17 protein-coding genes, 2 pseudogenes and 1 riboswitch are annotated in these 22,019 nt (G+C 34.2%); of the genes and pseudogenes, 7 read left to right on the top strand and 12 right to left on the bottom strand.

What is annotated here, in order from left to right; all coding sequences use genetic code 11:
- Positions 1-117: 117 nt before the first annotated feature.
- From ACQKMD_RS07590 to ACQKMD_RS07560, 7 genes are all read right to left on the bottom strand, one after another.
- The gene (locus ACQKMD_RS07590; protein ID WP_427750839.1) at positions 118-3,153 is read right to left on the bottom strand and encodes an efflux RND transporter permease subunit; all 3,036 of its coding nucleotides are present in this window, start codon (positions 3,151-3,153) and stop codon (positions 118-120) included.
- A 287-nt stretch (positions 3,154-3,440) separates the two neighbouring features.
- Complete coding sequence (gene ccsB, locus ACQKMD_RS07585) at positions 3,441-4,634, bottom strand: c-type cytochrome biogenesis protein CcsB (protein WP_427750838.1); 1,194 nt, start codon at positions 4,632-4,634, stop codon at positions 3,441-3,443.
- Positions 4,635-4,870: 236 nt separating this feature from the next.
- Positions 4,871-5,872, bottom strand: coding sequence for an ABC transporter substrate-binding protein (locus ACQKMD_RS07580; RefSeq protein WP_427750836.1), 1,002 nt, complete (start codon positions 5,870-5,872; stop codon positions 4,871-4,873).
- Positions 5,873-5,898: 26 nt separating this feature from the next.
- A complete protein-coding gene (locus tag ACQKMD_RS07575) occupies positions 5,899-6,666 on the bottom strand; it encodes an ABC transporter ATP-binding protein (RefSeq protein ID WP_427750834.1) in 768 nt (255 codons plus the stop codon).
- Positions 6,663-7,742 carry a FecCD family ABC transporter permease gene (locus ACQKMD_RS07570; protein WP_427750948.1) on the bottom strand — a complete coding sequence of 360 codons (1,080 nt, stop codon included), beginning with the start codon at positions 7,740-7,742 and terminating at the stop codon, positions 6,663-6,665. Before ACQKMD_RS07570 ends, ACQKMD_RS07575 begins: the two co-directional genes overlap by 4 nt.
- 196 nt (positions 7,743-7,938) lie before the next feature.
- Positions 7,939-8,130: riboswitch (cobalamin riboswitch) on the bottom strand.
- A gap of 585 nt (positions 8,131-8,715) precedes the next feature.
- Positions 8,716-9,231, bottom strand: a complete 516-nt coding sequence (locus ACQKMD_RS07565; protein WP_427750832.1) for a hypothetical protein — start codon at positions 9,229-9,231, stop codon at positions 8,716-8,718.
- 275 nt (positions 9,232-9,506) lie between these two features.
- Positions 9,507-10,493 carry a ketoacyl-ACP synthase III gene (locus tag ACQKMD_RS07560; protein WP_427750830.1) on the bottom strand — a complete coding sequence of 329 codons (987 nt, stop codon included), beginning with the start codon at positions 10,491-10,493 and terminating at the stop codon, positions 9,507-9,509.
- 247 nt (positions 10,494-10,740) lie between these two features.
- On the opposite strand from ACQKMD_RS07560, the gene ACQKMD_RS07555 reads away from it, so the two are divergent.
- Entirely contained in the window at positions 10,741-11,526 is a 786-nt protein-coding gene (locus ACQKMD_RS07555) for a PhzF family phenazine biosynthesis protein (protein ID WP_427750828.1), read from the top strand.
- A gap of 171 nt (positions 11,527-11,697) precedes the next feature.
- On the opposite strand, the gene ACQKMD_RS07550 is transcribed toward ACQKMD_RS07555, so the two are convergent.
- Complete coding sequence (locus tag ACQKMD_RS07550) at positions 11,698-12,078, bottom strand: hypothetical protein (RefSeq protein ID WP_427750826.1); 381 nt, start codon at positions 12,076-12,078, stop codon at positions 11,698-11,700.
- A 448-nt stretch (positions 12,079-12,526) separates the two neighbouring features.
- Between ACQKMD_RS07550 and ACQKMD_RS07545 the strand changes: the two genes are divergently transcribed.
- The 6 genes and pseudogenes from ACQKMD_RS07545 to ACQKMD_RS07520 all read left to right on the top strand — a co-directional run bounded on the left by ACQKMD_RS07545 (position 12,527) and on the right by ACQKMD_RS07520 (position 16,162).
- Positions 12,527-13,033 (top strand): GrpB family protein, encoded by a 507-nt coding sequence (locus ACQKMD_RS07545; protein WP_427750824.1) that lies wholly within the window; start codon positions 12,527-12,529, stop codon positions 13,031-13,033.
- Between the two features lie 627 nt (positions 13,034-13,660).
- Positions 13,661-13,807: a hypothetical protein gene (locus ACQKMD_RS07540; protein ID WP_427750823.1), complete on the top strand. Its 147-nt coding sequence runs from the start codon at positions 13,661-13,663 to the stop codon at positions 13,805-13,807.
- Between the two features lie 86 nt (positions 13,808-13,893).
- Positions 13,894-14,643 carry a MerR family transcriptional regulator gene (locus ACQKMD_RS07535; RefSeq protein ID WP_427750821.1) on the top strand — a complete coding sequence of 250 codons (750 nt, stop codon included), beginning with the start codon at positions 13,894-13,896 and terminating at the stop codon, positions 14,641-14,643.
- Positions 14,644-14,738: 95 nt separating this feature from the next.
- A pseudogene (locus tag ACQKMD_RS07530) lies at positions 14,739-14,897 on the top strand (GAP family protein); the annotation flags it as partial.
- Between the two features lie 78 nt (positions 14,898-14,975).
- Positions 14,976-15,731 carry an SH3 domain-containing protein gene (locus tag ACQKMD_RS07525; RefSeq protein ID WP_427750819.1) on the top strand — a complete coding sequence of 252 codons (756 nt, stop codon included), beginning with the start codon at positions 14,976-14,978 and terminating at the stop codon, positions 15,729-15,731.
- Positions 15,732-15,982: 251 nt separating this feature from the next.
- On the top strand, positions 15,983-16,162 hold the full coding sequence (locus ACQKMD_RS07520) for a DUF1648 domain-containing protein (RefSeq protein ID WP_427750817.1): 180 nt from the start codon (positions 15,983-15,985) through the stop codon (positions 16,160-16,162).
- 392 nt (positions 16,163-16,554) lie between these two features.
- Here the strand turns inward: ACQKMD_RS07520 and ACQKMD_RS07515 are convergent, their stop codons facing one another.
- From ACQKMD_RS07515 to ACQKMD_RS07500, 4 genes and pseudogenes are all read right to left on the bottom strand, one after another.
- The gene (locus ACQKMD_RS07515) at positions 16,555-19,725 is read right to left on the bottom strand and encodes an ATP-binding cassette domain-containing protein (protein WP_427750815.1); all 3,171 of its coding nucleotides are present in this window, start codon (positions 19,723-19,725) and stop codon (positions 16,555-16,557) included.
- 428 nt (positions 19,726-20,153) lie between these two features.
- The gene (locus ACQKMD_RS07510; RefSeq protein WP_427750946.1) at positions 20,154-20,570 is read right to left on the bottom strand and encodes an SRPBCC family protein; all 417 of its coding nucleotides are present in this window, start codon (positions 20,568-20,570) and stop codon (positions 20,154-20,156) included.
- Positions 20,571-20,708: 138 nt separating this feature from the next.
- Positions 20,709-20,822, bottom strand: a pseudogene (locus ACQKMD_RS07505) (ArsR family transcriptional regulator); the annotation flags it as partial.
- A 240-nt stretch (positions 20,823-21,062) separates the two neighbouring features.
- Positions 21,063-21,962, bottom strand: coding sequence for a DMT family transporter (locus ACQKMD_RS07500; RefSeq protein WP_427750813.1), 900 nt, complete (start codon positions 21,960-21,962; stop codon positions 21,063-21,065).
- Positions 21,963-22,019: the final 57 nt, after the last annotated feature.

The raw sequence follows: 22,019 nt of genomic DNA, 5'->3' as shown, positions 1-22,019 counted from the left end.
ATAGCAGATATTTTTGAATGGCGATTTATTAGAATAATGAATATTCCCTATATTTTTAGTTAAAAAAAGTTTGTAAAGAAAGAGCTACTTTCTCTACAAACTTTTTAGTCATTTCATTTAAATATCGATGGTTTCACTATCAGAGACGTTCTTTTTCTCTCTCTGTTTTTTTGATTTTTTAAAATACAGTAATTCATATATACATGGTATGACGATAAGAGTGAGCAATGTAGAAACAGCCAGCCCACCAATAACAACAATTGCTAAGCTTTGTGAAACTAGGCTTCCTGTTTCCGCTTTTTTATATAAAAGAGGTAACATTGCAAAAATAGTTGCTACAGCAGTCATTATTATTGGACGGAATCTTGTAGCTGTCGCTTCCACAACTGCATCACGAATAATCATTTTTTGTTCGTTTTGTTTGACTCGATCTAGAAGCACAATCGCATTTGTTACCACAATTCCAATTAACATAAGCGCACCCAATAAAGCCGTAACATCCACTGGAATTCTACTAATAACTAATCCTAGCACCGCTCCAATAGCAGCAAACGGCAATGAAAATAAAATCGCGAATGGCGCTTTAATTGATTTAAACGTTATAACCATTATCAAGAAGACAATACCTATTGATATTAACATCGTAAGGAACAAATCAGTAAAGTCATCTGCCTGCTGAGCACTAGCTCCTCCAACAAAAACCTTTACATCTTTTGGAATATCAAGGCCTTTGTTCTTCTTGTCTCCAAATATCTCAAGATTTACCTTGCTCGCAATTTCAGAAAGTTTTGCTGGATCTACCGTTGCTGTTACTTCAAGATACGTTTTTCCATCTTTATGATATTGGTTTGTTGAAGTTTCTTCGCTGTTTAGAGAAGCAACTTCTGCCACTGAAACTAAGCCACCCTCCGTCATAACAGGAATATTCTTTAAATCTTTTTTGTTTTTAGGATCTAAGATTGGTTCAAGAATAACAGGTGTCAGCTTTTCATCTAACGTAATATTACCGATTGGAGTTTTATTAAGCATAACACCTAGCTGTTGGCCTATTTGTTCTGTGTTCCCTTTAGCTGGATCTACCTTGAAAGTGTAAATAGTTTTCTTTTCGTCTTGATTTGTTGTAACTTTCTCAACACCTTGTATATCTTGAATGTTTTCTTTAATCTTATTAGCAGTTACTTCTATATCATTTATATTGTTGCCAGTCACATCTATCGTAATGTTCGTCTTTGCAGATCCCATCATTAGAGAAGAAGCGCTAGCCACAAGTTTCCCATTAGGATAATTTTCTTTTTGCTTTTCGATTTTTTCTAACACTGTATCTATGCTTTTTTTATCTTTCAATAAAATACCGAAAGTCGCTTCTGTAGGTGATCCAACGACCCCATATTGAGCACCTTCTGCAGAGTTTCCAAGTTGCATGAATATAGTATCAACTTCACTCATATCTTGAACCGTTTTTTCAAGTTCAATTGCTTTTTGCTTTACTTTATCAAAGGGTTCATCATTTGGATAAGTTAACGTTACTGACACATAATCAGCTGTAGAATTATCAATCGCACCTTTTGGCATCGCAAAATATGTTCCAATTGAACCAACAAACAGCAGCAAGGTAACAATCATGACAATCCATTTATGATTTAATGACCAAGTAGCAATTTTTGTAAAACGCTTCGCTGGTGTATGTTTTTGTAACTTTGCATTTCCCAATAATTTTGCACTCATTAACGGCACAACAGTTAATGCGACAATTAAAGAAGCTAGTAATGAATAAGTTACAGTTAAAGCAAATGGTAGTAAAAATTCTTGAAGCCCACCGTTTAATAATGCGACCGGTAAGAAAACGGCTACAGTAGTAAGAGTTGAAGCTGTTATCGCTACCCCTACTTCTTTTGTTGCATCTAGCACCAATTGAACTGAAAACTTCTCTTGTTGCATTTTACGGAAAATATTCTCGATAACAACAATACTATCATCTACTAATCGACCAATCGCTACAGCGACACCGCCTAGTGTCAAAATATTTAACGTCACTCCCGACAATGACAACATAAATAAAGTGAATCCGAGAGATAAAGGTATAGAGACGATTGTAATAAATGTAGACCGTACATTTCGTAAAAAGACCATAATCACAATGGTAGCAAACAGTGCACCAAGTAACACTTCTTTGACCATTGTCTGAACAGAAGTTTGCACCATGTCAGCTGTAGATAAATAGATAGTTGACTTCTGATCAGGATACTTTTCATTAATTTCTTTTGTTATTTTTTCGACTTCTTTACTAATTGTTACAGCATTTGATTGGCTATCTTTAGTAATATTTATTTGAAGACTTTCTTTTCCATTAAAACGACTAATGAAATTGTCATTCTTTGCTACGTCAACTTTTGCTATCTCTCCAAGCGTGACAGATGGAGTGACCTTTAACGCTTTTAGCTTTTTAATACTTGTTAAATCTCCGATAACCTTAATATTACTTGTCTTTCCATCAACTACCTTTTCACCGACAGTCAATGCTGTATTTTGACCATTAAGAACGCTCATTACATCTTGAATAGAAACTTGCTTTTGAGCCAATTTGTCATTATCTACTTTAACTGAAAGAATAGATTCTGAAATTCCAAATGTCTGCACACTCGAAACGCCTTTAATATCTTTATATTGAGGCTCTAATTCTTTCTTAGCAAAGTCCAGATTTTCAGCTGTTAATCTGTCCTTAAAAGTCACGGCTATAGATGAGATAGGAATCATTGAGGTATTAAGCTGTATAACAGTCGGCTTTGCTATATTTTTAGGTAACGCTACATTACCTAATGCTTCTTGAACATCAACTTTTGCTTGTTTCATATCAGATCCCGATTCAAAGAATAAATCTATCTTTGAGAAGCCATCCCCAGTTACAGAACTCACAGATTTCTTTCCTTTTAATCCTGTAACAGCTCTTTCAATCGGATCTGTAACATCCTTTTCCATTGTTTTTGAATCAGTGCCCTGTCCCATTGTGATAATCGTAACTTGTGGATTATCTGCAGAAGGTAAAAATTCCATCGGTAGTTTAAAATAACTAACTACCCCTACCAATAAAATAAAAATCGTTACTAATGAAACGGCAGCCTTGTTCTTAAATGCCCACTTCGTAAAAACTTCCACCCAAAAATCACCTCTAATTGTAAAATTATGAAAAATAACCATCTATAATACTAACATATTTTACTATTTGGAGTATATAAAAAATTATAGCTAAGTATTAAATTTACCTAATCTTAATAAACAACAAAGGGCTTCAATCGAACCATTACTTAGTTGTTAATAAAATGTTAGAAGTACACCTTAACATTTTCGGATAAGCACCTAATTGCAAAAGCACCTCACCATTAGTATCTATACGTAGATTAATGTAAAAAATTCGGGATAGTTATTAAAAATTCTTTTTTTATTTATGCATACGAATGCAGTCCGGCAATGACTAGATTGACAAATACTTGGTTGAAAATAATCGTACCAAAGCCAATAATGGATAACCAAGCTGTTTTTTCTCCTTCCCAGCCCTTACTTAAACGTAAGTGTAGGAATGCTGCGTAAAATAAGAATGTGATTAGAGCCCATACTTCTTTTGGGTCCCATCCCCAGAATCGGCTCCACGCCATTTGTGCCCAAATCATCGCAAAAACAAGTCCGCCTAATGTAAATAACGGGAAGCCAATGACAATTGATCTATAAGATATTTCGTCCATTGTTGGGGCATTGACTCGATTCGTTAGCGGCTTTAACAATGAAATAATCCTACGTCTTGTGATTAATCGAATGAGTAGATAAATCAGACTTCCCACTAGGAACGACCAAATGAGCGTATTTAATTTCATCGCATTTAAAAAACTAGACACTTCGAGAAAACCATTCTCCCCTGCCGTCTGGGTAATCTTCTTATCCTCAGTCATTTCAACTACTACCGATTTTTTTGGCACAGTAATAGCTGGCATCTTGTATTCATATACTTCCAGTTTCTCATCTTGATTTGTGAATTGAATATTCTTTTCGTATCCTGCTATATTAAATGCAGTTGTAGTGGCGATAAATCCGCAAACGACTACTAAGAAATACATAACCATTTCTAAATAGAACGTTCTTTTACTTCTTTCCTCAGTATTAATAACTTTTAATAAATAGATTACACTAGTCACAAAAGAAATCGATAATACTGCACTTGAGAATGCAACGGTAATGACATGGATTGTTAGCCATTTACTTTGAAGTGCTGGAATCAATGGCGTTACTTCCTTCGAAAATGCATTAGCATAACCAAGAATCAATAAAGAAATGGGTAATGCAAAAAGACCAATGACGCTTTGGTGATAAATATAGTACATAATCAAAAATGCTGCGACTAGCATAATACCAAAGAAAGTCATAAACTCATACATATTCCCAACTGGAGCGTGTCCAATTGCATACCATCTCAAAACAAAATATGTAACTTGTAAAATAAAGCCGATCCATGTCATGGATAAACCAATAATAGAAAATATCGTTTTATTTGACTTAACCGATAAACCTAAAGGTATAATCGCTATTAAATATGTTAGAAATGAGATATACAAAGCGGTACTACTAGTTTCAATTAATGATTGCATTGCTATTTAACCCCTCCAAATTATTTGAATATTTGCTGCCAATAGTCCGACATACGCCGCACAAAGAACAACATGAATAATTATCCTATATAAGCACACTTTTTACAGTATATACTAACGAAAAAGACTGACAATTTTATGTCAGTCTTTAAAAATCTATTTTTGAGAGTATATAAATCACTTTATAATCTCTATACAAGGGCTTATTTTTAAATCGAATACTATTATTTACAAATCTATTTCTCAAATTTTTCGGGATATAACCCTTCAGCAACTGTTTTTAAGGCAAGCGGCGCACGAATACCTTCTGCTCCTGCTGAAAGCGGAAGCACAATGAATTTCTTGTTTTTAATAGCAGGTAAATCTGCTAATTCTTTTTTATTTAGTAAGAACTTTTTCTTTTGTTCTACTGTAATATCACCATAATCGATGATGATAATAGCTTCAGGATTACGATTAACTATTTCTTCCCAGCTTACTTCAGGCCATCCACCTTTAGTATCATTAAAAATATTGTTACCACCAGCCATTGTAACTAAGTTAACTAGATAGTTATCTTTTGCTGCTGCCATAGGAACTTCTTCTCCACTATCATATACTAATACATTTAAAGGCTCTTCAACTTGCCCAACTTTCGCAATTGTTTCTTCAATATCTTGTTTTATTTGGTTAATGAGTTCGGTTGCTCTGTTTTCTACATGAAAAATACGCCCAATGTTTTCAATATCTTTATACATATCTTCAAGTGTGGGCGTAGTCGACATACTAGATGATTCTTGGATATATATATTAACACCTATTTTTTGTAACTCTTCAACAGTTCCTAATGATTGTTCTGTAAATGCACTTCTCCAGCCTGCATAAGCAAAGTCAGGCTCTACTCCAAAGAACACTTCTTTGGATGGGTATTCCTTCGCAAGCACTGGAATGTTCTCATAAGCTTTCTTAAACTCTGGTAGAATTTCGTCGTCTAAATAAGCTGTGCCTACCATTGAATCTTGTAATCCTAAAGCAAGCATAATTTCAGTTGCATGCTGATTAAGCGTAACCGCACGTTTTGGGGCTTCTGTATAGGTAAAGTTATGATCCATATTCGTGATAACTAATTCCTTACTTTCACTTACATTCTTCTGTTTGATATCTTCCCTCTTAGAAGGTTTCTCCGAATTACTACACGCAGACAACATTATTATTACTAGTAAACTAAAAATGATCCATAATTTTCTATACCTAGTCATATTATTCTCCTCAAATCTATGTGTTTTTAAATATGGGTTAAAAAAATGATATGTGTTTTATGTGTGATAGGATGAATCATTATTTCTGTTTCAACACCAAACACTTCTCGAATTAGCACAGTCGTTAATACGGTTTCAGGAGTTCCTGAACTGACAACCTTTCCATTTTGGATAACATATAAATAATCACAAAACATAGCTGCTAAGTTTAAATCGTGTATGGCGGCTAATATGGTAACATCCAGTTTTTTAACGAGGTCCAACAATTGAAGTTGGTGATGTATGTCTAAATGATTGGTTGGCTCATCCAAAACAATCATGTTTGCTTCTTGAGCAAGAGCCCTTGCAATAAGAACTCGCTGCTTCTCTCCTCCTGATAAGCTCATGAAACTTCTTTCTTTCAATCTATTCATTCCAACACGTCTTAAAGAGGCTTCGACAATCATACGGTCTTCTTGCGTATCAGTCTGAAAGAGCCGCTTATGAGGATGACGCCCCATCCAAACCATTTCTTGTACGCTAAAATCGAAGGTCAAAGAAGTTTCTTGACTAACAACTGATATTTCTTTCGCTGTTTGTTTTGGTGAAAGTTCGTATAAATTTTGTTCATCTAAATGAACTAATCCGGAATCGGGTTTTAATATTCGACAAGCTGTTTTTAAGAGAGTTGATTTCCCACTGCCATTCGGTCCAATAAGCCCTACAAATTGCTTCGCTTTAATTTGAATGGAAATATCCTCGATTATCGTTGTATCTTGTATTGAATAAGCAACATCCTTTAAAGTTAATCTCATTTAGTTCTACCTCCAAACGAATATGAGCTTCGACGTAAAAGCCAGATAAAGAATGGCCCACCGCATAATGCAGTGACAACTCCTATCGGAAGCTCTTGAGGAGCAAGTAACATTCGAGCACATACATCAGACCAAATGACAAGAATCATTCCTATTAAAACACTGAATGGTAATACTCGTTTATGATCTGTTCCAATGAGTAAACGTACAAAATGGGGAACAACCAATCCAATAAATCCTATAGAACCACTTACAGCTACAACAGTCCCAGTAAGAAGTGACGACACAATTATTAGTATTTTTCGAAAAGAGTCAATATTCACACCAAGTGTTGCAGCTGCTTCTTCTCCCATTAATAAAATATTTAATGAGCGGGCATTGAACAGCAGATAAATTGTACCAACAAACACGACAACTGTTGGAATCATTATGTACTCCCATTTGGCTCCAGCTAAACTACCCATCATCCAAAACATTGCACCTCGAATTCCTGATTCTTTTGGAGCGAGCGTAACAATGAAATTCGTTACAGCCGACATAATCATCGAAATAGCCACACCTGCTAGTAAGAGTCTAGTCGTTTCAATTCTCCCGCCTACTTGAGCTAATAAATAAACGGCTACCATTGCGATAATAGCACCAGTAAATGCACCTAAAGATAGCGCATATTGACCAAAAACTGGTAGCGCCCCAAATAAGATAACGAGCGTTGCCGCAACTGATGAACCAGAAGATATGCCAAGAATATAAGGATCCGCAAGTGGATTCCGTACTAAAGCTTGAATAACTACACCAACTACAGATAATCCAGCGCCTACAATAGCACCAAGTAAGACTCGAGGTAAACGAATGTCCCAAATAATTCTTTCTTGTGCTTGGGTCCATTTTATATCTATGTAATCACCGAAAATAGGAAGGTGAGATAGAGCGATTTTCCAAACAGTTATAGGTGACATCTTAACTGGTCCTAGAGTCAGGGCAAATGTAACAGATAATACAAGGGCACAAAAGAGCAGAAGCAACAACAATAGAAAGCGACGCTTTGCTTTTCTCTCATTCAACTGCTCGTCCGTAATATTATCTTTATTTCCTTTTTTCAACGAGTGAACTGGCAATACTTGTTTCAATAAAAAAATCCTCCTCCAAAGAAAATACAAAAAAGCCCTATCTTGTGACAAAGAACAGGGCTACGAGTATCGTTTTAAGACATAGCAAAAGTACAATAAATTAGTCTTTTAATCTCTCGAACACCGCTCCTCTCAGCGAAGGTAATTTGGTGGAACACACTAGGTAGGTCTCCTGGCTTTCCATATCATCATTTTCTTTCGTCTTCCCTGATTGATACAATCAAGTGACATCATGAAAGAGAACTCCTTGGTTACAGTGGCGCGACCACTCGGGATTTACACCCGATTCCCTGTTACCCTTTGCTTACACAAAGGCACCCAGTGGCATAATTATTAAATTTGAACTCAAATATTATGGTAGTATAGTTAGAATATTTTTACAAGTGAAATATTATTCTGTTTTTTTAACGTATTAAATTGTATATAAAAGTATTTGAGTGAATATCTATTAAATACATAGGAGGAGAATAGTACATCTAATAGAATTATATAAATTCTAGCTAATCTGAAGAAATATTCAAATAACTAAAAGTCTGGTCATAATAAGAACTACTTTCAATTTCATCAAACGTATAAAGTAAATCATATTGAGGAGAAAAGGGGTACGAATTACTTATGAATGGACTAATAGTAATTATTATTGTTCCTAACAACAATCGCTTACTCAGACAACTGAAGAAGACTAGGTGGGAAAGATAGCTTACTTTCTACGAAATAATAATGTATATAATAGCGACAATTGCAATTCTTCTTTATGGATTTAGTTTTTTTCTGCATTTACTTGGTACAACGGATTAAAGAAACTCAATACAATTAGTGAGAGAATACAATGCTTACTCTTTAAGTACATATTTCAGTAAAACGATTAACAAGCTAAACAGGCGTTTATCCATTTATCTATGAATGTATAAACGCCTTCTCATTATTCGGTTTGATGGTTTTCTATTTTTACCTCGATAGGTAATTTAAGTGCTTGAGTATTTTTAGTAAAAAAGAGGTTTACTCCATTATCTATTTGAATAAAATCTTGAATTCTTACTTTCTTGTTTATTTTTATAGATTCATCTGAAAGTGATATCCCCCATATGATACTCTCACCATTTTCTAATTCATGATATATCCACTCTATTGGGTCACCCTCGTGGTCCTTCCACTTCCAAACTTCATAATTCATACTTCCGTTATAATGAAGTACTCCATCTTCAAAGTAAAAGATACTAATTGTTTTGAGTTGTGAATCCGAATAAAAAAAAGTCTTCCCATTTTTGTTTTTCAGAGATTGGATTAGCTCACCGCTTTCTATCTTCGTATCAAGTGCTTCAGAAATTTTTTGTGCATAGTAGGTATTATCAAAATTAATAGTTGGTTTTATTGATAATGTTGGTAATAACAGGATGATAATTAGCAAAAAAAGAAGAATAATCGTTTTCTTAATCATAATTTTATATCACCTCTTTACACTTCTAATAATGCACGGGTTTAAGAATTTAATAAAATGAATGCTATGTTTAAATTTATCTAAATAAAGCACAACTTATGCATTGTCATTGATAAATTTTCAATAGAAAACATCAACATTTTCTCATCATAAAATAAAAGATGAGTGACCAGAGCCACTCATCTTTCTATTTCCATATTAAATATAATAATTATTTATCTAAAACTTCCCTATCATCCGCTTTGCATTTAATAAATATTTAACTGAAAACTTACTTATTCAACCGTCCAATTGATAAGTAATCCTGCGTGTGCCAAGCCGCCGCCGAAGCCGTATAATAATACCTTATCTCCGTACTTCACTTTGCCTTCACGTACGCCCTGATCTAATGACAATGGTATTGTTGCAGCTGATGTATTACCGTAATCTACTAGGCTATATAATGTTTGTTCAATTGAAAAACCACTTTTTTCGCATATTGACTCAATCATTCTTAAATTTGCACTATGAGGGATAAACCAATCTACATCTTTTAATTCCAATGACGCGTTTTGCATAACCGTTTTCATCCCTTTTGGAACAGTTGTAACAGCCCATTTATAGACCGCTCTACCATTCTGAACAAACTTACCATTATCCACAATTTCTTCACCATTCATCTTGTTCGATAAATTTGAACAATATAAGCTTTTGCCACCTTCACCTTGTGAACCAATATGAGAAGAAATGAAACTTGGTTGATGTTCATCATATTCTAAGAGTACTGCTCCAGCACCATCTCCAAAAAGGATACAAGTTGCTCTATCTGTATAATCCGTAATTCTAGATAAAGTCTCAGATCCGACGACAAGGATTTTCTTATTTAAACCTGATGTGATCATCCCATTTGCTACATATAATCCGTACGTAAAGCCTGAACAAGCAGTGTTTAGATCAAAAGCACCTGTATTCTTAATACCTAGTTTTGCTTGTAGTGTAGAAGCTACACTTGGTGTTTTAAAATCTGGCGTCATTGTACAAACAATAATCAAATCTACATCATCGACAGATTTATCGTATCGCTCCATTAAATTTAGAACAGCCTGATATGCTAAATCACTTGTAAACTCATCTTCTCGCGCCATTCTTCGTTCTTTTATTCCAGTACGTTGAACTATCCATTCATCATTTGTTTCAACAAGTTCTTCTAATTCTGTATTAGTTAATGTTCGCTCTGGCACATACGAACCGATTGCTGTTATACGCGCTTTTGAATTAAACATAAAAAACCTCCAAAATATTTATCCTTTTTATATTAACACTTATTTATAGCACCTGGTACTAAATAGTATTAAAAAATACACATTTTATGTTTTAACTTAATTGTTAGAGTGAGCTCATTATTAATATTAGAATGTGCTTGATTTGTAATAAGACGAATCAGTGTATAATGAATTGATAATCATTGATTTAAAATTTCGAATTCATCGATTATGAAAAAACAAATCAAATGGAATGAAGGTGAAAATCGTGAAACTATCAGTTATTAATACTTTTACAGACCAAGAGTTTAGTGGGAATCCAGCAGCTGTTTGTTATTTATGTGAAGAAAAAGAAAGTATCTGGATGCAGAAAGTGGCAAAAGAGATTAATCTACCGACTACAGCTTTTATTCATTTTTCAAATAATAAATATCATTTGCGTTGGTTCACACCTTCCACTGAGATACCAATTTGCGGTCATGGAACACTTGCAAGTTCTTATTTCTTATGGAAAAAAGGAATTGTTGATCCAAAGCAGAGTATCATCTTTCAAACAAAAAGTGGGGTTCTTAAAGCGCATTTAAGAGATGGGTGGGTTCAATTAAAGTTCCCTACTATTCATGAAAGGAAAGTGACGGCTCCAGATTTGTTACTCAAAGCTTTAGATGTTAAACCTGTTTATATTGGTAAAAGTAAACTCGACTATTTAGTTGAAGTAGAATCAGAAGAAATTGTAAGAAATCTAAAGCCCAATATTAATTTAATTGCACAACTACCAGTTAGAGGTGTCATCGTTACTAGTAAATCTAATACTGAAGAATTTGATTTTATATCCCGTTTCTTTTCCCCAGCCCAAGGGATAAATGAGGATTATGTAAATGGTTCATCCCATTGTTGTTTGGGGCCATATTGGATGAACAAATTAGATAAGGCTGATTTAATAGCTTATCAAGCTTCAGATAGAAATGGCATTTTAAAAGTCAGTGTATTGGATAATGATGTTTTACTATCAGGTAAAGCAGTAACCATTTTTGAAGGTAAACTAACAATTTAATAACTGGTTTATCTACAATTTAAAACTAAATAAAGTTACTAAATGTAGCCGATGCTAAAGAAAGTATCGGCTTTATCTATAAGATAAATGTTGCTTTTATAGTTTTCTATTTCGTTTGGTTTAGGAGCTCCCTCAATGAATACTGCTTAAACCAGAAGCAAAATGCTCCCTTTACTCTTCTATAGGTAACGTATTTTTAATTACTTCACTATAACGCGTGCTTATTTCTTTTAAATCTTTTTTTCCAATTTCTAATACGTATTTAATTTTAATCTTGTCATACTCTGCTTTTGTTTTGGTCTTTTTTAATTTTGTAACATTACTTTCACCTTTTTGAAAAGTGAAAATTGTAGAATTCTCTCTATACATCATGTCCGCTGTTTCAACAATTACTTGATTACTCTCCATCGCCTTACCTTTATAAAAATCAACATTTTCTACATCAAATGATTCATCTGAAATGATCTCTTGTTTTGCTGTTTTTTCATTCACACAACCAGCAAATGTGAAAGAGGATAAAGCCAAAATTAAAATTGATATTTTCTTTACCATTATTGTCTCCTTCCCTGCTACATGTATGAGTCACATACACAAATTTGGCATTAGTCGATAATAGAAATGTGTATATTTTTTCACACTGGTAATGTGTTAACCTCATAACTACTTAGGTTCACAATAGCTATTTCCTATGGATAAATAATGAAGTTTCTCTTACTATCCAAATATTTTTGTATCCGAGATTTGAAAGCTCTAAATTCGTATATACTAGTATTGCCGTTATATATGTATATTGCCCATTATTTGCCTTAATTAAAATGGAAATAAATACTATAATGAGTAAGCATGTGAAAATTTTTTTGCTATGAAAGAGGATTTATTTAAATCATTATGAAATTTTTAAAGCTAATAGAGGCAAGTGATTTGAAAGGTTGTTATTGACAATTATTAACATTAGTTTAAAGTAGATTATATAGGCAAAACAATTGATTGGGGTGAAAAAATGCTAGGGTTACCTAAAGGTGAAGTTTTTTTAACTCCTTGGTCACAAAATTGGGATAAAGAATTTTTATTAGAGAAAGAGAAGATACAAAAGAAAATTAGTAAGTATATTGTTGATGTTCATCACATTGGAAGTACAGCGATAAAGTATTTAAGTGCCAAACCGATTATAGATATCGCAGTTGAGGTTAAAGAATTTAGCGATGGTGAATGCTGTGCCTCGCTTTTAGATAGCCTTGGGTACTCTTACAAAGGAACAAATATTTTACCTGAAAGGCATTATTTTAGTAAAGGTGAACCCCGAACTCATCAAATTCATATGTACCAAAGTGGAAATAAGTATTTAATCGAACAGTTGAAATTTAGAGATTATTTAAGAAGTAATGATGAAACACGAGTTGAATATGAACGGCTTAAATTAAAATTATCAAAAATAAATAAAAATGATAAACACAAATATGCAGATAAAAAAACTGATTTTGTTAAATCTATCTTAGAAAAGTTTTAAATATTATTCTCCAACAATCGGGTGCTTTAACTATAGAAAAGAAGCAGAAAGAGGATTTCCTTGCGAAGTCCTCTCTTTTTTTACTTGTAGTGGTAACCATCTTTAATAAAATAGCCAATTGTTATTACACCTTTATATGAACACTTTCAAATATCTTACAATGACTTTTACTAATAACTCATATTAAGTTGACTGTCGTTTCTCTGCTTCTAATAAAAACTCTTCAACATTCTTCTCAATACACTTACCAAAATGGACTGCTTCTATTATCACAATTTGCCTCTGGTACACCAATGGCGCGGTATTATGTTAGTAGAGTTACTAACGATTTTCTGCTTTTGTATGGCTTAATAATTAAATTTGATAATTAATACTCTCATTGATTTTGTACTTCCTTCATTTTGTACATGCACTAAATAGTACGTCAAGAATCCCCACATGAACATCATGAATTCTCTTATTTTTTCCCCACAGTTTTCTCATTAGACACCAGTAGAATCGAAAGTGCTAGATAAATTCATTGATAAAAAAGCTTGAAGCTTACGTATCGTCATTTTATATACTGATTAGTGAATACTTTATTATCGTTCTCGAGGGAAAGAAATTGAAAAATCAGGAGGTTTTCAGATGAAACAGGGAGATATAATCATTTATGGATGTGTCCTTATCGGTGCTGGTATTGGACTGTTGCTTGATAATGCATTTCCTGGTGTACTAATTGGCTTAGGTGTAGGATATGTACTTCAAAACTTTTTCGTAAAGAAGAACGAATGAAGGAGTGGTAAAACTAGGTGATAAGTTAGAATGAATAAGGGGTTGTTTTTTGGACAGTAAACAAAAAAGAAAGGTAGGTTCATCAGTTGATACATATTAACAAGGTTGGAGCAATTACTAGTGTTACAGTGAGAACATTGCGTTACTACGATAAAATTGGCTTATTAAAACCAGCCTCACAAACAGAGGGCGGCCATCGTTTATATACAAATGAAGAAATAAAAAAACTACAAGAAATTCAATTCTTAAAAAAGATTGGATTTACATTACAAGAGATTAAAAATATGCTCGCTTCCAATGAGTGGGATTGGTCAAATAGTTTAAAAAATCAATTAACTTTCGTGCTAAAGGAACAAGAAAACTTGAAGAAGATAGAGTTAGCCCTACGTGAGCTTATACATGGGATAGCTATCGAAGGAGAAGAAAATTGGATGGCGATTCAGAAGATCATGCAATTATCCAGTAAAGATAAAGAAATACAGCAGTATTATCGCGAATCTGTATTTAAAGACAGAGAAATAGAACTATGGGAAAAGCTACCTAATATGACAAGTGACCGCCCTGGCTCACTTGAATGGATTGCTTTAATAGGTCAGTTAAAGCTTTATATGAAGGATGGTCCAACAACACCTAAAGTCCAGAATATCATTAGAAGAATGGAGGAAAAACGCTTAGAGGAATTTGAAGGCGAGGATGAAGTTCTGGATAAGTTATGGGAACTTAGGATGTCGCCAAACCAATCAGAGAAACTGGGATTATATCCAATTGATCAAGATGTACTTGAGTTTATGGACCAGGCATATGCCGTTTTTATGGCTGAAAAGGATAATACTTAACCGAAATAAGGAGGGAGTATGATAAATACAGAACTACTTCTCGTAATAGGAGGAATGGCTCTATTAGATATGTTAAGCCCTGCAACGATAGGGGTCTTGTGCTGTTTCTTTTTTATCTCCTGTTTGGTAGTTGGATACAAAAGTCGCTTGAGAAACTCCAGTTAAAAATATCAAATAGTTCAGGGGCGGCTCTTTCGTGGATAATGTGTATTGTTGGAATAATCCTGATTTTTAATAGCTTGGACTATTTATAGTATGTGATTAAGGTGAAAATAAAATAGGTTACTTTATATTTAAAAAAAGGTAATATAGTGTAATAAAGGAGGATTTTCATGAAGAAATTATTCAAGTATTTGTTATCATTTATTATTGCGCTTACTATCTTTTCACCTACATTTATGATAACTGAGGCCGCTTCTAAAAAAGCGCCCATTTCATCTCTTCGTTATATAAAAGTATCTGGTAGTAAAGCCATTGCGATTAAATCCGAGGCAAAGTCATCTTCATTTAGCTATACAAAAGTACAAAATGGTGATGCTGTTATGATTACAGGAAAGAAAAAGGGACAATGGACGGAGCTTTACACGACAAACTTGCGTGGCTATATCCAAACAAAGTATTTAGAAAAAGCAAAACCACAGCCAAATAAAAAGTACACAAGCTACACAATGAATACATCAAAAAAATATACGTATAAAGATCTAACACCTAGCAGCTATGATCACCGAGATACGATTACAACCAATTTCGTTAAGAAAAATTACGGCATCATCAATACTTGGGTTTTCACTCAAGACCCAACGCCTTGGGGATACTTTGAATTTGAAACGAGTAGAGGTCTATATACAGGAATTGGTGAAGAATTTACATTACATTTAACAGTAAAATATCCAGTTAAGAATAAACAGGAATTCGGAAGAGGTTATAAAGTTGTGAATACGAAAGCTACTATTTACACTAATGCCGGTACGTTTGATAATGTTATTGCTATTAAAAAAGGTAAAACAACTAACTTTTATTCACCGATTGTCGGCCTTATCCAAAGTATCAACCCTGATTATGGCTTTACACTTGTAAAATTGAAATAGTCCATTTCATAAATAAGTTCTACAATTATTTAAGACCCGTATCCATGATGGACTACGGGTCTTTCGTTGAGATTCCAATATAGATGCATTAATTTACTCGATTGTATTTTAGCTAAACATCCACACCCTAAAAGATCCAAATTAATTCAATCGAAACCTTTCTCTCTATTGCCCGTATACAGAATAAGGAAGTTATCATATGTTAAATCAACCCAAAACTACATATTCCCCGATCTGCACTGCTAAAGGCATTGGATTTTCTTGCAATCGTGGCATTTGTTGGAGCAATTATCTATGGCATTACACAATGGTCTATTCTGCCGGTGCAAGTACCGATTCATTATAATACATTGGGAGAGCCTGATGGATGGGGTTCTAAGTGGGTGTTTTTTATTGTCCCTGCGCTAGCTGTGGCGCTATGGATTTTCTAACATGTATTAGAGCTAAAGCCACATTTACATAATTATAGTAAATTAACAGTTGAAAATAATGAGCGTCTTTATAAGAATTCTATGCAGCTTTGTAATGTTATAAACAATGAAAGTCTACTAATTTCCGCTTATATTTCATGGGATATCATGCACATGGCCCATGGTAGTTAATCGTACTTTATTATAAGCGTATAGCTTCACAATCTCATTTCAAAGTACCGTCAGGAAAATAATGCGGATTTACAACGTTAAGGAATTTTCAAATTTAAAAGCCCAACTTCTCTGCAAATTAAAATAGAGAAAATGGACTTTTCCGTTCCTTCATTTATGAATATTCATTACTGACTGACATCTAGCTCTGTATTAAAAAAGCGCTTGTTCTAATGTCTATTTTAATTATTTTGCTCAAGGAATTGGTATATCGCCATCATCTCTCGTTTATTCAACTCACGAATACGATTGAAAATTGGAATATGTGCAACAGCCTCAAGTTTTAAGCTATCAGCAACAACATCACTCACTTTGCCAGTTAACCATGTTTGTACGTCTATGCCATCGATGATTTCCTTACGCCCTTCATCATTAATACCACTTTCATAACAACTAACACATGGTACCGATAATTTATATACTCCATCATGGAGTCCATCTTCTGAAATTACTTTCTTCCCTTTACAGAAAGGACATTGATGACTTTTTTTAATCTTATTAATTTGTGTGACAATTTTTTTGTAACCAAATGCTTCATAGACATAGGTAAGCTTTTTGTATTTTCCATTGATGAAATACTTATCAATGATCGTTTCTCTCGTTTCGGTAATATTGTCAAAATCACAGATGGTGATCCGATTATTCATGCTGATGGATTCGATATTGCCGCTAATACTGTCCCAGAATGGTAGGACATTTTGTAAAACCATTTCATAATGGGCAAAGCTTCCCTGCTCCAGTTCAAACATTTTCAGGGCGACCTGTGTTTCCCTAGGTAATAGAGAGACATCTTCAGTCAAAGTCATATTATCGCCGACGATAGCCTTTAGTTTTTCTAGTATTTGTAACTTACCTACTGTTTTCATCACTCGATCAATAGGCTGCTGAATAATCTCACGAATATCCGTGCCGCCAAATTTTAGCTTTTTATGATGGTTTAGCACAGTTCCTTGACAGATTGGACAGGTAATCATCTCTTTGGATGCTTTAATTTGCTCTTTAATAATCGATTTCGATACAACTATATAGCGTCCAATGATGAAATTAAAGCCTTCCCAAGTCCTCGACGCCTTGCCAGCTTTATCATAGAATGATTTTTCCCAATACCCATATAAAAAGGTATGTTTTTCAGCTTCAGTCATGTCATTATAACTTTTACTTATATCCTGACCGAGCTCATTCTTAATTTCATCAAAGAGGAATTGCAATTTTGGATATTGATAAAATTTTAAAACCTTCATCACGTCTGGATGGAATAGGCCATCCCAAAATGGTACGGTTTTGTCCTGAATAACAATATCAATATCAAATTTCTCAACCACTTGGCGTCCCGAGCAGGATGGACAATGGTTTTCTTGATTATAGAAATCGAAGCTATTCGTATTTTTATTGGTCGGATGAGCTGCCACAATATGGTTGATCAATCCGCCCATTTCATAGAGAAAACTATATTGACTATACAAATGCCGCTCTAAATCAATAGCGATGACGGGTGCAATTGTTTCAGATTCGTATTCACCATAAATCAAACGTGCCATTGATGATAAGCTTTTTAAGATGCCACCCTTATAGACGTTTTCTGCATTTTTAAAATAGGAGATATGATTTTCTTTTAAGTAGTTAACGTCATTTTGTTGATTGAGTGTTGAAGAAATTTGTAATGGCGCAATTCGATCTTCACTGTTTTTTTGACAATAATAGTCTTCGTGACAGACAACATCCAGATGCTCCACAGGTGCAAGCTGTCTTTTACCAAAATCAACGATAAAATCAGAGTTTTCTAGCATATACGCATTATGTTCAATCATTATTATCGAGACAGATTCATCTTGCAAAATGCTTCTGAGACTATCGATGAATTGATTTAAAATATTTTGTGATAAACCTTTTGAAGGCTCGTCAAAAATAAAAAGAGTATGTGGGTTTCTAGAGTTGGCAAACAGCTCCGAAACTAAATGGACACATTGAAATTCACCAGTCGATAAGGACTGAGTTTTTCTTTCCAACGTCAAATAACCTAGACCAAGTTTGATCAATAAACTCAAGCGTTTATGAGCGATTTCTCCTTCTGGGAGTTCATCAATAATATCTTCAATCGAACGTTGAAAAATATCCTCAATATCTTCACTATATTTTGTAAGTTTCCTTTTAATATCAAGAAACGTCGCAACTGTTGACCGACTCGTAATCGATTGGTTTCGTTCTTGCCCAACCATAACAATTTTATCTTTTGGATATCGCTTTAGAAAGTCTTGGGCCATGCACTCATTTACAAGTGTCGATTTACCACATCCTGATTCACCCGTAAACGTTACAAGTCTGTTTTGTGGAATTTGAATTTCTGCCATTTGAATATTACGACAGTAAAGCTCTTTGAATTGATAGTAGCCTGTTGGCAATGCCTCATTTCGTTCCCAAATGATTGGTTTTGGACGTGGTGATTCTTCAACAATTTTCCCGCCGTATTTACCGCTACCTGGACCAAAGAACAATTGCTCATTCGTTGTGTCAAGCACCGTATCAGAATGATCAATGAGCCAAATTTGATTTTTATAGCCCAATTGTTTAATCTGTTCTAAAATTTTCAATAGTGTTTGGTGATCAAGGCCCACAGAGATTTCATCAATTATAATAACGGTATTTTCACTTGATGCCATGAATTCTGCCAAGTACAGGCGTGTTAATTCTCCCCCTGACAATGTGCCCATAATGCGATTTAATGTTAAGTAACCAATATTCATATTGATCATATTTTTGAGAATATGTTGTTTACCTTCACTAATATTTAAAACTTCTGCAAGTGAAATAATAGATTCAATGCTTAAGTCGTTGATATCGGAAATATTATGTGGTTTATCTAATAATTCAATCATATATTGCTCAACTTCTTGATTATAGCGCTTTCCCTTACACTTAGGACATTCGACATTTTTAGTAGTTCCGCGACCTTTACAACTTGGACACCAACCTAACTCATTATTAAATGAAAAAACTTCTGGAGACAAATCAAATTTTTCAGCAAGAGTAACACGAATATCTTTGAATACGCCTGTATGTGTGCCAATTGTAGAACGTGGATTAGAAGAGATTGATGATTTTCCAAGGAAAAGGACTAAAGGCATTTCTTCCATCTTGATGGCACTGAAATTTGTTTCCATAATTGTTGGAAATAAATACTGATATTCAGCTTTTGGCAATAAAGAAACGAGACGCTTCTTGGATTCTTCACCAATTGTTTGACAAAAAGTAGTTTTACCAGATCCAGATAAACCAGCAATTCCTAACGATTTATCTACTGGTAGTACGGCATCTAATTTGTTAATATTATTCGCAATTAATTGATTGATTTTCATAGTGATGCCCTCTCGATTCTCTAAAATTAATATTGCCATAATTATAAAACTTCATTTGATTTTGTTGTGTTTTTTTAAAATCGACAAACTCATACTAATGAAAAAAATTTTTTGCTTAAATCCAGCAATTAGTGGTCTTTTTTACGTAACCCCACAAAGTATTTACTTAAGCCTCAGTTATATTATATGAACTTCTACAACCATCCAAATAAGCCATTACAAATGTAATAGTGCTTCTTTCTTGCTTCAGAAATATCTCTTATAATAAGAAAGAGCACAATTCTAGCTACGGAATTGCACCCTGTTAAAAATTGTTTTATTAGTATAAATGGTTAATATTATTGCTTCGTTTCTATTTGATTGATATATTTAAGTACCTACTCAAAATGTTGGTCCTGAAGGCATTATAGATAATGAAGATATCATTTTTATAGTTCGGCTAACACTTTTCCAAGCTGAGCACCCATATTTATCCAAGCATATTTAGCTCCCTCTATAGCTCCTTGGCGTGCTTTTGTTTCTTCACTAAATCCAGTTTGATCTAGATGTAGATGGATAGTTCCATCTGAACCTTTTTTCAAAGTCCATGTAATAGTAGTGCTTTCTCCGGCACTTAACCACGTGTAAGATAATGTATGAGGCTCGTCTACTTCGAGCACTTCGCAGTCTACAATTCCATCCCACCACTCATTTGGCTCAGCTCTGAATTGAAATTTATGTCCTACAATCGGTTTAAAGTCATTTTTCCATATCCATTTCGCTAGTGTATCCGAATCTGTTAAAGCGTTCCACACCTGCTCGATTGAATTTGTAAATTGAAAATCTAATGATACATCTGGTTTCATTTTTTGTTCCTCCAATATAAGATTTAATTTGATAATTCTCTCTTTCCAGAATCCTGTGTAAAAAGATACCCAATCTTGTATTTCTTTCAACGGATTGGCATTCAAGCGATACCTCGTTTCTCTACCAACCCTTCGAGCAATTACAAGATCAGCATCTTTAAGGATAGTCAAATGCTTAGAAACTGCTGTACGGCCCATTTGAAAATGAACCGTTATCTCATGTAGGGGTAATTCTTCGACATCTGACAACATTCGAAGCAATTTTCGCCTTGTTGGATCGGCAACAGCGTCATAAACATCCCTCACTTGACTTTTTTCCTTCAAAATCACCCCTACCTTTTCATTATTATTTCCTGTAATGTCAACGATTAAACTTCATAACGACCTAATAAGACACCTTTTAGTGTCTTATTGATTATAGGACACCAAAAAGTGACACGTCAAGTAATCCGCATTTTCCAAACGGTACCCCATTCAAAACAAATAATTTTTTTAACTACTTATAGGTACTTTCCCGCCTTGCTTTCTACGCCCAAACCCTAATGCGATTGCTGCCCCTATACAACTGGATATACAACCTGCAAACAAATAAAATGTTGGTTCTGATTCACCTATTATTATAGAAGCTATCCCCCCAATTGCTGGAAAAAGAGCCACCATATACCCACTCTGAGATGCCCCAACTTGCTCTACCAGCTTTAAATAAAATAGCCATGCAGCAAAAGAAGCAACTAAAGTTAAGTAGAGCAATGCCGATAAGTAAGAAATTGAAGTTGGAAGTACAATCTCTTCTCCTTGAATCCATACAATAGATCCCATCAGTACACTTCCAACTGTAAACCCAATTGCATTTGCATAAATCGGGTCTACCTTTTGCTTTGCATTCCTTGCAGAGCTGGCGTCACCTACAGCTGTAAGTAGCGTTCCTAAAAATGCAATCAGTATACCTTTAATGTCGTCAAAACCATGAAAGTTGTTCAAAGTGGGGTATATGAGAATACAGACACCTAAGACGCCTAGAGTACCTCCAATTAAAATACGTGAATGTAATTTTTCTTTTAGAAAAATCCGAAGAGCAATCGGTGTCAATATTACTTTAAGTGAAAAAATTAAAGTGACGATGGCTGCGGAGCTCATAATGGTTCCGTAATACAGACACAAGTAACTTAAAGCAAAATTACATATACCAAAGATCATTACGAATGGGAAATCTTTGTTTGTTGGTTTCCCTACGGGGCGTACAAACAAAACCAAAATAAAAAATAAAATAGCTGTGACAGCTAAACGATACGTTAGAGATAATTCTAAACTAACGGGAGTCCCTTGGATTTTAACCGCAATAAAATTTAGACCCCATACAATTAAGCAAAATATGTACATAAATTTTGTCATTAGATTTCCTTCTTCCTACCGTATTACTTATATACGTTAAAACCATGTCAGGATGAA

It is taken from the genome of Viridibacillus sp. NPDC096237 (assembly GCF_050278625.1).
In the GTDB taxonomy this organism is placed as follows: Bacteria; Bacillota; Bacilli; order Bacillales_A; family Planococcaceae; genus Viridibacillus.
This window is presented reverse-complemented; position numbering and strand designations above follow the sequence as displayed.